Source organism: Sphingomonas sp. P4_D12 (genome assembly GCF_056401895.1).
Genome location: NZ_JBFUIL010000002.1, coordinates 528,521 through 541,038 on the forward strand (window position 1 = coordinate 528,521; position 12,518 = coordinate 541,038).

The 12,518-nt window shown below is 64.7% G+C and carries 9 protein-coding genes; 6 read left to right on the plus strand and 3 right to left on the minus strand.

Translation table 11 applies throughout. The features are described from left to right. Positions 1-8: 8 nt before the first annotated feature. A complete protein-coding gene (locus AC1DSD_RS05020; protein WP_478028818.1) occupies positions 9-398 on the minus strand; it encodes a hypothetical protein in 390 nt (129 codons plus the stop codon). A gap of 60 nt (positions 399-458) precedes the next feature. On the opposite strand from AC1DSD_RS05020, the gene AC1DSD_RS05025 reads away from it, so the two are divergent. The 5 genes from AC1DSD_RS05025 (at position 459) to AC1DSD_RS05045 (ending at position 10,284) form a co-directional block, all read left to right on the plus strand. Continuing rightward, positions 459-1,046 (plus strand): TetR/AcrR family transcriptional regulator, encoded by a 588-nt coding sequence (locus AC1DSD_RS05025; protein WP_478028819.1) that lies wholly within the window; start codon positions 459-461, stop codon positions 1,044-1,046. A gap of 248 nt (positions 1,047-1,294) precedes the next feature. Beyond that, positions 1,295-1,981, plus strand: a complete 687-nt coding sequence (gene gntA, locus AC1DSD_RS05030; RefSeq protein ID WP_478028820.1) for a guanitoxin biosynthesis heme-dependent pre-guanitoxin N-hydroxylase GntA — start codon at positions 1,295-1,297, stop codon at positions 1,979-1,981. Further along, complete coding sequence (locus AC1DSD_RS05035) at positions 1,978-2,568, plus strand: DUF1989 domain-containing protein (protein WP_478028821.1); 591 nt, start codon at positions 1,978-1,980, stop codon at positions 2,566-2,568. Before gntA ends, AC1DSD_RS05035 begins: the two co-directional genes overlap by 4 nt. Before the next feature lie 239 nt (positions 2,569-2,807). After that, a complete protein-coding gene (locus AC1DSD_RS05040) occupies positions 2,808-8,186 on the plus strand; it encodes a HAMP domain-containing protein (protein ID WP_478028822.1) in 5,379 nt (1,792 codons plus the stop codon). A gap of 16 nt (positions 8,187-8,202) precedes the next feature. Next, positions 8,203-10,284, plus strand: coding sequence for a response regulator (locus AC1DSD_RS05045; protein WP_478028823.1), 2,082 nt, complete (start codon positions 8,203-8,205; stop codon positions 10,282-10,284). 4 nt (positions 10,285-10,288) lie between these two features. Here AC1DSD_RS05045 and AC1DSD_RS05050 read toward each other — a convergent pair whose 3' ends face one another. Then, positions 10,289-11,215 carry a LysR family transcriptional regulator gene (locus tag AC1DSD_RS05050; RefSeq protein ID WP_478028824.1) on the minus strand — a complete coding sequence of 309 codons (927 nt, stop codon included), beginning with the start codon at positions 11,213-11,215 and terminating at the stop codon, positions 10,289-10,291. Positions 11,216-11,332: 117 nt separating this feature from the next. Here AC1DSD_RS05050 and AC1DSD_RS05055 point away from each other — a divergent pair, with 117 nt between their 5' ends. Beyond that, positions 11,333-11,827 carry a hypothetical protein gene (locus AC1DSD_RS05055; protein WP_478028825.1) on the plus strand — a complete coding sequence of 165 codons (495 nt, stop codon included), beginning with the start codon at positions 11,333-11,335 and terminating at the stop codon, positions 11,825-11,827. A 51-nt stretch (positions 11,828-11,878) separates the two neighbouring features. Here AC1DSD_RS05055 and AC1DSD_RS05060 read toward each other — a convergent pair whose 3' ends face one another. Beyond that, positions 11,879-12,511, minus strand: coding sequence for a Vgb family protein (locus tag AC1DSD_RS05060; protein ID WP_478028826.1), 633 nt, complete (start codon positions 12,509-12,511; stop codon positions 11,879-11,881). Positions 12,512-12,518 lie beyond the last annotated feature (7 nt).

The window sequence follows — 12,518 nt, forward strand, 5'->3', positions numbered from 1 at the left end:
AGCCAACCTCACGCATATCGCGCCGCCGCCATGCAGACTGTCGTGATCGCCAGCAAAATGGCGGCGAGGCGCTCGCCCGCCGCCATTCGGCTGGCCGCGGCCTCATCGAGACTCCGGCCGCGCAGGCCGATCGCCAGCCAAATCTGCACCAGATAGGCGACCAGCGCGCAGCCCGCGCCGGCGGCGAGCAATTTCTCCGGCGTCTCGAAACTGCCGGCGTGGAGCAAATGCCCCAGATAAGCACCCGACAATATCGCAACGGTCGCTGCACCGATCTGCGGACGCAGCAACTGTTCGGCGCCCTTGCCTCCGGTGCGCGCCAGCACGAAAGTGCTGCCGGCCCAGAAGGTGGCGGCGAGAATGTGGAGCGAAAGCGCAATGATGATAGTGGTCTGCATGGACGGCCTCGGAGCGACTCGATATACACACTGTATAGTGAACTATGCGGCGCGTACCAAGTGACCAATGATCGCCCAATTGCCGGCTCCCAGCGCGAGGCGGCAGCGGCGGCGACGCGCGCGCGCCTGATCGCGGCCGCCGGGGATATTTTGCGCGAAGGTGGCAGGTTATCGCTCGACGCCGTGGCTCTTCGGGCCGGCGTGACCCGGCTTACCGTGTACAACCAGTTCGGCTCGCGGCACGGATTGCTCGAGGCTGTGTTCGACGATCGTGCGGCGGCGGGCGGGCTGCACCGGATTCCGCAGGCGATGGCGATGACAGACCCGCGCGAGGCGCTGCGCCACATCGTCACCATATTTTGCGATTTCTGGGGCGGTGATGGCGCGGTTCGCAGGTTGCACGAAGTCATCGCCCCCGATCCAGAATTTGCGGCGGCACTTGCCGCGCGTGGCGAGCGCCGCCGTGGCACCGTCGGAACGCTGATCGCACGCTTGGATGTGCCGGGTGACGCAGCGGCGCTGACCGACATCGTCACCGCATTGACCAGCCAAGGTTTCTTCGCTCAGCTAGCCGACCGGCACGGCACCGGCGAAGCTACGCGAATGGTGACCCGGTTGGTCGATGCGGCGATCGATGCCGGCTGGTAGCGACATCCCGTGATGCTGCCCTCGACCTCTCTAAACTCGCCTCCGGACCAACAAGGATGAGCCTGGGCCAAGCCGGTAATCGGCGAGCCGCGTACGGCAATCGTACTGAGCGACATTAGGCGCCCCGAAACCCGGCGGGCAGGCGGGCGTTGGACCGTTATGCGACACTCAGAGCGCAGGAAACTCAGGCCCGCGCATTCTTGCCAGGCTTTCCTGACCATCAATTTCCAAGGATCTCCATAACCTCCATGTTTCATTGGACTCACGCCGCCCAGGACGCGCTGGAACGCAAGCTTTTCGCGCATGTCGAAGCGGCATCCTTTCCCTGCGTCGGCGCGAAATCGGCGTTGGCGCGAGGTCGCCTGACCGTCCTTGCCTGCGATAATATCGACAGTGCCTGGGACGACCTGCGCATCCATGAAGCGCTGCTGCGTTTTACCCAGGCGTATCGCGGCGACCCGGCGCTATTCCAAAGCTTTGCCGTCGTGTTTCAGGGACCAACCGACCTCAACGAAGAGGCGTTCGAGCGCGCTTTATGGGATCGTGTCCAGTCGCTCCACGACAAAGACGTCTGGCGAGGCCAGGCCTATGATTCACGCGTCAGCGCCGATCCAGGTAACCCGCATTTCTCGCTGAGCTTCGGGGGCGAGGCGTTCTTCATCGTCGGCCTCCATCCCAAGGCCAGCCGTCCGGCTCGCCGGTTCGAACAGCCGACGCTCGTCTTCAATCTCCACGACCAGTTCGAGCGCCTGCGCGAGGCCGGCAAATATGAGGGGCTGCGCGACAAGATCCTGGTCCGCGACGACCACCTCGCCGGCTCGCGCAATCCGATGCTGGCGCGTCATGGAGAGGTCAGCGAGGCGCGGCAATATTCCGGCCGCGCGGTGGATGAGGATTGGCAGCCTCCGTTCGAATATCGCGGCGACGCGAAATGAGCGGCGAGATCGTCATTCCGGAACGGAGCGGCACCGCTTTCCCCTTGCCCCGCGGCGCGCTGTTGACCGTGATCGATCCCAAGGGCGAGCAAGTGGCGGATCTGCTCGCGTTCAACGCCTGCGACATGGACGAGGTGATCTCGTCGGGCCGCACCTTCGATTACGCCGAGACGATCGCGCTGACGACTGGGCACAAACTCTATTCCAACCGTTCCCGCGTCCTGCTGACGATCGTCGAGGATACGGTCGGCCGCCACGATTTCCTGCTGACGCCGTGCTCGGTCGACACGTTCCACCATTTCTATCCCGATCTGCCGCCGCATCGCGGCTGTTTCGGCAATCTTGCCGAGGCACTGGCGCCTTATGGCATCGGGCCTGATCGCATTCCGGTCGCGTTCAATTGCTTCATGAACGTGCCGGTCGATGGGCGGACGGGAAAACTGAAAGTGCTGCCGCCGCGGAGCAAGGCTGGCGACTACATCACGTTCCGGGCGGAGATCGACCTGATCATCGGGCTGACGGCCTGCTCGGCACCGGATTCGAATGGCGGCACCTTCAAGCCGATCCATTACCGGATCGACAGCTGACCGACGGCGTCGATCCGTCGAGGAGACTTTCTCCGCGACGGCGCCGGCGTGATCGAACAGCGGCCCGACAAAGCGAGCAGGTCCGGCTTCGCTACTCCACCGACGCCCGGCCGTTCCGGGCCGACCTTTCGCGGTATATTGACCTTTTTTAAACGCCGAACGAGATAGTTCTCCTATGTTGGTGAAAGCGATCGGGGGGTCGCGTGAACGAGCGGGGTGGGAGATGCCTGGAGCCATAGGTGCACGCAGAACAATCCCCCGAAACGCTGGATCGCCGCCAGCTCGTTTCCGCGCTCCGTAGTCTCAGGCGCGGGGATTTTTCGGTCCGGCTGCCGGAGGATCTGTCCGGCACCGACGGGGAGATCGCGATCCTGTTCAATGAGGTCGTCGGCCTCGAAGAACAGATGACCAACGAGTTCGAGCGGCTGTCGCGGGTCGTCGGCAAGGAAGGCAAGATCAACCAGCGCGGGCATGTCCGCGGCGCCACTGGCGGCTATGAGGCGCAACTGCGCGCGCTCAACGAATTGATCGAGGACATGGTGCAGCCGACCGCCGAGGTCGCGCGCGTCATCGGCGCCGTCGCCAAGGGCGATCTGTCGCAGTCGATGACGGTCGAGATCGACGGCCGCCCGTTGCGCGGCGAATTCCTTCGCATCGGCAAGGTGGTGAACACCATGGTCGAGCAATTGGCGTCCTTCGCGTCGGAAGTGACGCGCGTGGCGCGCGAGGTCGGCACCGAGGGCAAGCTGGGCGGCCAGGCCAAGGTGAAGGGCGTCGCCGGCACCTGGAAGGATCTGACCGACAACGTCAACGCGATGGCGACCAACCTGACCGGCCAGGTGCGTAACATCGCCGAGGTGACCACGGCCGTGGCGTCGGGCGATCTGTCCAAGAAGATCACCGTCGAGGTGAAGGGCGAGATTCTCGAGCTCAAGAACACGATCAACACGATGGTCGACCAGCTCAATTCGTTCGCCAGCGAGGTGACGCGCGTGGCGCGCGAGGTCGGCACCGAAGGCAAGCTTGGTGGCCAGGCGCAGGTGCCGGGTATCGGCGGGACGTGGAAGGACCTGACCGACAACGTCAATCTGATGGCGGCGAACCTCACAGGCCAGGTGCGCAACATCGCCGAAGTGACGACCGCGGTCGCCAAGGGCGATCTGTCGAAGAAGATCACCGTCGACGTGAAGGGCGAAATCCTCGAGCTCAAGAACACGATCAACGTGATGGTCGACCAGCTCAACGGCTTCGCCTCGGAAGTGACGCGCGTTGCCCGCGAGGTCGGCACCGAGGGCAAGCTCGGCGGGCAGGCGCAGGTGCCGGGCGTCGCCGGGACGTGGAAGGATCTGACCGACAACGTCAATCTGATGGCCGACAATCTGACCGGTCAGGTCCGCAACATCGCCGACGTGACGACGGCGGTGGCGCGCGGCGACTTGTCGAAGAAGATCACCGTCGACGTGAAGGGCGAGATCCTCGAGCTGAAAAACACCATCAACGTGATGGTCGATCAGCTCAACGGCTTCGCCTCGGAAGTGACTCGCGTGGCGCGCGAGGTCGGCACCGAGGGCAAGCTCGGCGGCCAGGCGCAGGTGCCGGGAGTCGCCGGCACCTGGGCCGACCTCACCGACAATGTGAACCTGATGGCCGCGAACCTGACCGGCCAGGTCCGCAATATCGCCGAAGTGACGACCGCGGTCGCCAAGGGCGACTTGTCCAAGAAGATCACCGTCGACGTGAAGGGCGAGATTCTCGAGCTCAAGGACACGATCAACACCATGGTCGACCAGCTCAATGGTTTCGCCAGCGAAGTGACTCGCGTCGCGCGTGAAGTCGGCTCGGAAGGCAAGCTGGGTGGCCAGGCGCAGGTCGAGGGCGTCGCCGGCACCTGGAAGGATCTGACCGACAATGTCAACGCGATGGCGACCAACCTGACCGGCCAGGTGCGTAACATCGCCGAGGTGACCACGGCCGTGGCGTCGGGCGATCTGTCGAAGAAGATCACCGTCGACGTGAAGGGCGAGATCCTCGAGCTCAAGAACACCATCAATACGATGGTCGAGCAGCTCAACGGCTTCGCCTCGGAAGTGACGCGCGTGGCGCGCGAGGTCGGGTCGGACGGCAAGCTCGGCGGCCAGGCGCAGGTGCCGGGCGTCGGCGGCACGTGGAAGGACCTGACCGACAACGTCAATTTGATGGCGGCGAACCTGACGGGTCAGGTCCGCAACATCGCCGAAGTGACGACGGCGGTGGCGCTGGGCGATCTATCGAAGAAGATCACCGTCGACGTGAAGGGCGAGATTCTCGAACTCAAGAACACGATCAACACGATGGTCGACCAGCTCAACTCGTTCGCGAGCGAGGTGACGCGCGTGGCGCGCGAGGTCGGCACCGAGGGGAAATTGGGCGGCCAGGCGAACGTGCGCGGCGTCGCCGGGACGTGGAAGGATCTGACCGACAACGTCAATCTGATGGCCGACAATCTGACTGGCCAGGTCCGCAACATCGCCGAGGTGACGACGGCGGTGGCGCGCGGCGACTTGTCGAAGAAGATCACCGTCGACGTGAAGGGCGAAATCCTCGAGCTCAAGAACACGATCAACGTGATGGTCGATCAGCTCAACGGCTTCGCCTCGGAAGTGACTCGCGTTGCCCGCGAGGTCGGCACCGAGGGCAAGCTCGGCGGCCAGGCGCAGGTGCCGGGCGTCGGCGGGACGTGGAAGGATCTGACCGACAACGTCAATCTGATGGCGACCAACCTCACCAACCAGGTGCGCGGCATCGCCGACGTCGTGACCGCGGTGGCGCAAGGCAATCTGAAGCGAAAATTGACGCTCGACGCGAAGGGGGAGATCGCCGCGCTTGCCGAGACGATCAACCTGATGATCGAGACGCTGGCGACCTTCGCCGACCAGGTGACCAACATGGCGCGCGAGGTCGGCATCGAGGGCAAGCTCGGCGGTCAGGCGCGCGTTCCGGGTGCGGCCGGCCTGTGGCGCGACCTGACCGACAACGTCAATCAGCTCGCCGCCAATCTGACCAATCAGGTGCGCTCGATCGCCGACGTGGCGACCGCGGTGACCAAGGGCGACCTGACCCGGTCGATCGCGGTCGAGGCGTCGGGCGAGATGGCGGCGCTCAAGGACAATATCAACGAGATGATCCGCAACCTGAAGGATCAGACGCTCAAGAACGCCGAACAGGACTGGCTCAAGACCAACCTCGCACGGTTCAGCCGCATGCTGCAGGGCGAACGCGACCTCTCGACCGTATCGAACCTCATCATGTCCGAACTCGCCCCGCTGGTCGGCGCGCAATACGGCGTCTTCTACGTGACCAATCGCGACGCCGAGGACACGGTGCTCGAACTCGCCGCGAGCTATGGCGCGGAAAATCGCGAAGCGCTGAAACCCGCGTTTCAGCTACGCGAGGGGCTGATCGGCCAGGCCGCCGCCGACAAACGTCCGATCCTGCTCGAAGACGTGCCGCCCGACTTTATCCGTATCGGCTCGGCGCTGGGCGAGGCGCGCCCGGCCAATGTCACCATCCTGCCTGCCTTGTTCGAGGATGAGGTCAAGGCGGTGATCGAGCTCGCCTCGTTCAGCGAGTTCAACGAGACTCACCAGAACTTCCTAGACCAGCTGATGGAGTCGGTTGGCATCGTGCTCAACACGATCGCCGCGACGATGCGCACCGAGGGTCTACTCAAACAATCCCAGCTGCTGACCCAGGAACTCCAGGCGCGCCAGACCGAGCTCACCACCAAGCAGGAGGAGTTGCACAACACCAACGAGGAGCTCGAAGAGAAAGCGCAGCTGCTCGAGAATGAGAAGCGCCAGGTCGAAGCCAAGAATCTCGAGATCGAGATGGCGCGCCGGGCGCTCGAGGAAAAGGCCGAGCAGCTGGCGCTCACCTCCAAGTACAAATCCGAATTCCTGGCCAATATGAGCCACGAATTGCGCACGCCGCTCAACTCGCTGTTGATCCTGTCCAACCTGCTGTCCGACAACCCGCAGGGGAATTTGAACGAGAAGCAGGTCGAGTTCGCGCGCACGATCAACTCGGCCGGCTCGGATCTGCTCAACCTGATCAACGACATCCTCGATCTGTCGAAGATCGAATCGGGCACAGTCTCGATCGAGATCGGCGAGATGCCGATGCAGGGCCTCAAACAGCATATGGAGCGGACCTTCCGCCAACTCGCCGCGGACAAGAATCTCGATTTCATCGTCGAGTTCGGCGAAGCATTGCCCGCGACGATCCGCACCGACGAGAAAAGGTTGCAGCAGATCGTCCTCAACCTGCTGTCGAACGCCTTCAAATTCACTTCGCAAGGCTCGGTCACCCTGGCCGTCCGCACCGCGGAAAGCGGCTGGAGCACCAATCACCCGGTGCTGCGGGGAGCGGAGCGCGCGATCGAGATTGCGGTGACCGATACCGGCATCGGCATTCCCAAGGACAAGCAGAAGCTGATCTTCGAGGCGTTCCAACAGGCCGATGGCACGACGAGCCGTAAATATGGCGGCACCGGGCTTGGCCTTTCGATCAGCCGGGAAATCGCGCGGTTGCTCGGCGGCGAGCTCCAGGTCCGCTCGACGCCGGGTAAGGGATCGACCTTCACCTTGTTCGTGCCGCTTCAGGCGATCGCGCCGGCGGCATTGCCGGTGGAACCCAGCCAGGCACGCTATGACAATAGCGGCGCGATGGTACCGACGGCGCTGCCCAATACGTTCGACGTGAGCGACGATCGCGACAGCCTCGACGGCTCGCCGTTCGTGCTGATCGTGGAGGACGATCCCACTTTCGCCTCGATCCTGCTCGACGTGGCGCGCGGCGCGGGGCTCAAGGGCGTCATTTCAACCGCGGGCGCGGGCACGGTGGCGCTCGCGCGCAAGCTCCAGCCGAATGCGATCACGCTCGATCTCGGCCTGTCGGATATCGACGGGTTCGTGCTGCTCGACTTGCTCAAGCACGACCCCCAGACGCGGCACCTGCCGATCCATGTGATCTCCGGCGCCGACAAGCTGGCGCGGGCGATCGATCTCGGCGCGGCCGGGGTCACCGAGAAACCGGCGCAAAGCGATGCGCTCGCCGCGGTGTTTGGCGATCTCGCGGAACGGATCGGCTCCGGTAGGGCGGTGCTCGAACTGGTGCCCGACACGGAGCCGCCGTCGACCGTGCGCTCGGCGCCCGAACTGGCGGGCGCCAAGATCCTGATCGTCGATGACGACATCCGCAACATCTACTCGCTGACCAGCGTGCTGGAGAGTTATGGCGTCGAGGTGATGCACGCCGAGCGCGGCCGCGACGGGATCGTGATCCTGGAGGAGACGCCCGGCATCGATATCGCCCTGATCGACATCATGATGCCCGAAATGGACGGCTATGAGACGATGAAGCAGATTCGCCGGCGCCCCGCGCTGGCCGACCTGCCGCTGATCTCGGTCACCGCCAAGGCGATGAAGGGCGACCGCCAGAAATGCCTCGACGCCGGCGCTTCCGATTACATCGCCAAGCCGGTCGATATCGATCTGCTGCTCGCGTTGCTGCGCGTCTGGATTTCGCGATCGAGAGAGGCGCAGCAGGCGGCCGGCGCGATCCTCGCGGGGCATGCCTGAGATGCCGCGGCGGACCATGCCCCGTGCCCCAACCGTGATCCTCGATCGCGGGATCGTCGACGAACCGGCGCCGGTGGTGCTCCCTTCCGAACGGGCGCGCGTGCTTGTCGTTGACGACGACGAGCACAATCTCGTCGCGATCAGCAATGTGCTCGAGGACCTCGCCGAGATCGTCGTCGCGCGCTCGGGCGAAGAAGCCCTGCGGCACCTTCTCCGCGAAGAGTTCGCGGTCATCCTGCTCGACGTCTACATGCCCGGACTCGACGGCTACGAAACCGCGCAGCTGATCCGCGAGCGCCAACAAACCCGCCGTGTGCCGATCCTGTTTCTCTCGGCGGTCAACAAGGAGATGGAACATCTCTTGCGGGGCTATGCGACGGGGGCGGTCGATTACGTCTTCAAGCCGGTCGAGCCGACCGTGCTCCGCTCCAAAGTCGCGGTGTTCGTCGACCTCTATGCGATGCGCAAGGAAGTGCAGCGCACCGCGGAAGCGCAGCAGCGGCTGCTCGACGACAATCTGCGCGCCAATGCCGAGCGGCTCCATGCCGAGCAGCAATTGCGGCTCGCCGAGCAGCGCCAGGCAGCAATCATCGCCTCGCTGCCGATCACTCTCTACCTCGAAGATGTCGACTGCGAGCCGCGCATGCCCAAGTTCGTCAGCGGCAATTTCGAGACGCTGACCGGGTTCAGCTTCGACCATATTCGGCATTCCCCCGGCATCTGGAGCGATCGGCTTCATCCCGAGGACCGCGAGCGGGCGATCGCCGCGCTGGCGGCCCGCGGCCAGGGCGGGGCGCATTCGGTCGAATATCGCTGGCGACACGCCGACGGCGAGTATCGCCATTTTCTCGATCAAGCGGTGCTGTTGCATGACGCGGGTGGATCGCCGGTCGAATATGCCGGGACGCTGCTCGACATTTCGGACCGCCGCGAGCTCGAGAGCGAGCTCAACCAGATCCGCAAGATGGAGGCGATCGGCCAACTGACCGGCGGGATCGCGCACGACTTCAACAATCTGCTCGCCGCGGTGCTCGGCGGCATCGGCATGATCGAACGGCAGATACCGCTCGACGCCCAGCAACGACGGCTCGTCGACATGACCCGGCACGCTGCCGAACAGGGAACGCAACTCGTGCGGCACCTGCTGGCATTTTCGCGGCGACAGATGCTGCAACCGGCCGCGGTGGACGTGGCGACGCTGGCTGATGCGATCGACGGGCTGTTGGCGCACACGCTCGGCGGCCGGATCGAGCTCGTCTGGAAATGCGAAGACGGGCTCGACGCCGTATTCGCCGATTCGGCGCAGCTCGAACTGGCGATCATGAACCTCGTCATCAATGCGCGCGACGCCATGCCGGACGGCGGAACCGTGACGATCGAGGCGAGCGGCCACGATGCGCAGGCGAGCCAGGATATCGCCGGCACGCTGCTCGAGCCCGGGCGCTATATCGTCTTCGCCGTGACCGATATGGGCTGCGGGATCGCGGCCGAACAAGTCGAGCAGGTCATGGAGCCGTTTTTCACGACCAAGGCGGTGGGCAAGGGCACCGGCCTGGGGCTCAGCATGGTCTATGGCTTCGCCAAACAATCGGGCGGCGCGCTGCGCCTGACCAGCGAAGTCGGCGTCGGGACCCGCGTGGAGATCTGGCTGCCCGCGGCGCCGGCCGACGCGGCTATGCCCGTCGCGCCGGAAGTGGTGTCCGCACCGGAATCGCGGACCGGCAAACGGCAACTCAACATCCTGCTGGTCGACGATCATGAGGGCGCGCGAGCCGCCACGGCGGCGATGTTGCACGATCTCGGTCATCGCGTCTCCGAGGCCGGTGAAGGAGAGACCGCGCTCAAGATGGTGCGCAAGCAACCTGGAGCCTTTGACCTGGTGCTGAGCGACTATGCGATGCCGCGGCTGTCGGGGTCCGACCTGATTCGTCAATTGCGCGAAATCCGGCCGACACTCCCGGCGGTGATCATTACCGGTTATGCCGAACCAAACTTCCAGGCGGTCGATGATGAGGTTCCCGTGCTGGTGAAGCCGTTCACTGTGGGAAGCCTCGAGGCGACGCTCGATCTCGCTAGTCGACAGGGCGCCGCAAACTGAAGGTTCAGGCGGTCGCGGTTGGATGTCGGGTCGCCTTCATGTGATCGATGAAGGCGCGGAGCTTGGGCAGCATCTGACGTTTGCCGGAATGATAGAGGAAGACGCCGGGTGTCATGATCGCCAGCGGCGTCAGCAGCGCTTGCAACCGGCCATCCGCAATCGCTGCCCGGGCGATCGGGCCGGGCACTTGCGCGAGCCCCAGGCCCTGTATCGCGGCGCCGAGAAGGGTCGGGTAATCGTGCGCGATCAGCGGTCCGGAGACCGCTGCTTCGATCACATCGTTGCCGACTGCGAAGGTCCAAGGCGCGATCGATCCGTTCCAACGGCGCAGGCGTAGACACGCATGGTTGCGGAGATCCTCGACGCGCGCCGGCGGCTCGCGCCGGCGCAGATAATCCGGGCTGCCGACGACGACGAACGGGAAGGGAGGCGTGAGCCGCACGACGATCATGTCGGCCGCGATCAGTTCGCCGAGGCGGATACCGGCATCGAAACCGCCGGCCGCGATATCCACCATCTCGTCGCTCGCGGCGATCTCCAATTCTATCTCGGGATAGGCATCGCAGAATGAGGCGATCACCGGCTCGAGGATCAGCGGGACCACGGAGCGGGGGACGGCAAGGCGCAACAATCCAGCCGGACGCTGGCCCAGATCGCGCGCCGCCTCGCTGGCGGCGACGAGTTCGTCAAAGGCGGGGCCGGCCCGGTCGAGGAAGCGCTGGCCGGCTTCGGTCAGGCCGACGCTGCGCGTGGTCCGGGTCAGCAGCGCGGCGCCGATCCGCGCTTCGAGCGACCGTACCGACTGACTGACCGCCGACGGCGTGACGCCCAGAGCCGCGGCGGCCCGGCGAAAACTGCGATAGCGGGCGACGCTCAGGAATGTCTCGACCCCGTCGAGCGCACCGTGCCGGACTGTGAAGTTCTGCTTCATGGATCGTCGAGATTATCGCCGATAGTCGTGCGGGGAAAGCGACCATAGATGCGATCGCGACCTCAACTGCCGGCGGTGCCCGGCCCCGCCGCAATCGATTCAGGACCGAAGATCGCCATGTCGACGACCCATATCTTTCAGACGCATCTTTTCCTCGGATACGTGGCGTGGCTGCTGTGCTTTTTCGCCTATATCCTGCCCTGGCTCAAATCGATCGATCGCGCCGCGGCGCATCGTGCGATCGCGACGCTTCACAGCTTCCGATTTTTCGGGCTCGCCTTCATCGTCCCGGGCGTGGTCGGCGCCGACCTCGCGGCGCGTTTTGCCATACCTGCCGCTTATGGCGATCTCGCCACCGGGCTGCTCGCGATGCTCGCGCTGACGACCGTTCGGATTCGGCCCGTCTTCTGGCTGTTCGTGGTCGCGTTCAACCTGGTCGGCCTGGTCGATCTCGTGCTTGCCTATAGCCATGCGATCCAGGCCGACCTCCCGGCGCATGCGGGGGAACTGGGCGCCGCCTATGCGATCCCGATCCTCTATGTGCCGCTGCTGATGATCACCCACGTCACCGCGTTCTACTTCTTGGCGCGCCCGCAACGCGAGGTGGGTTAGGCGATCGCGGGACACAGTCCCGGCCGCATCCCGCACGATCACGCCGCGCCGTTACGTCGGTCGGCGGACGGCCCGCACCTTGCCGCTGTTGCCGCCGCCGCAAAAGAACCGGTCGCACCCATCGGATTCGAGGCCCGATACCACGACCCCCTCGGGCATCTCGATTTGCTCCAACACCTCTCCGCTGCGCGGGTCGATGCGTCGCAGGTCGCTCGCTTCGTCTTCCCAGGTGCCGTGCCACAGCTCGCCATCGACCCAGGTGACTCCCGTCACGAAACGATTGGACGCGATCGTGCGCAGGATCGCGCCGGTCTCGGGGTCGATCTGGTGGATCCTGCGCTCGCGATACTCGCCAACCCAGAGCGTGCCTTCGGCCCAGGCGAGACCCGAGTCCTTGCCGCCGCCCGGCGCCGGGATGGTGGCGAGAATCCGTCCGGTCGCCGGATCGATCTTCTCGATGTTGCTCTCGGCGATCTGGAACAGATGTTCGCCGTCGAACGCCGTGCCGGCATGCGCGGCAATGTCGAGCGAGCGCCGTTGCTCGCCGCTCTCCGGATCGAAAGCGTTCAACCGGTCGCCCGATGCGAACCAGACGTTCGTGCCGTCGAAGGAGACCCCGCCGACCTGCTCGACCTCAGGGAAGGGTCCGTATTCGCGGACGATCTGCGCTTTGGATGTCTTCATGCCTGTA

What these genes read in the sequence shown, in the direction of transcription:
- AC1DSD_RS05020 (WP_478028818.1), bottom strand. Translation starts at nt 398, where the DNA reads ATGCAGACCACTATCATCATTGCGCTTTCGCTCCACATTCTCGCCGCC.
- gntA (WP_478028820.1), top strand. Translation starts at nt 1,295, where the DNA reads ATGTTTCATTGGACTCACGCCGCCCAGGACGCGCTGGAACGCAAGCTT.
- AC1DSD_RS05035 (WP_478028821.1), top strand. Translation starts at nt 1,978, where the DNA reads ATGAGCGGCGAGATCGTCATTCCGGAACGGAGCGGCACCGCTTTCCCC.
- AC1DSD_RS05045 (WP_478028823.1), top strand. Translation starts at nt 8,203, where the DNA reads ATGCCCCGTGCCCCAACCGTGATCCTCGATCGCGGGATCGTCGACGAA.
- AC1DSD_RS05050 (WP_478028824.1), bottom strand. Translation starts at nt 11,215, where the DNA reads ATGAAGCAGAACTTCACAGTCCGGCACGGTGCGCTCGACGGGGTCGAG.
- AC1DSD_RS05055 (WP_478028825.1), top strand. Translation starts at nt 11,333, where the DNA reads ATGTCGACGACCCATATCTTTCAGACGCATCTTTTCCTCGGATACGTG.
- AC1DSD_RS05060 (WP_478028826.1), bottom strand. Translation starts at nt 12,511, where the DNA reads ATGAAGACATCCAAAGCGCAGATCGTCCGCGAATACGGACCCTTCCCT.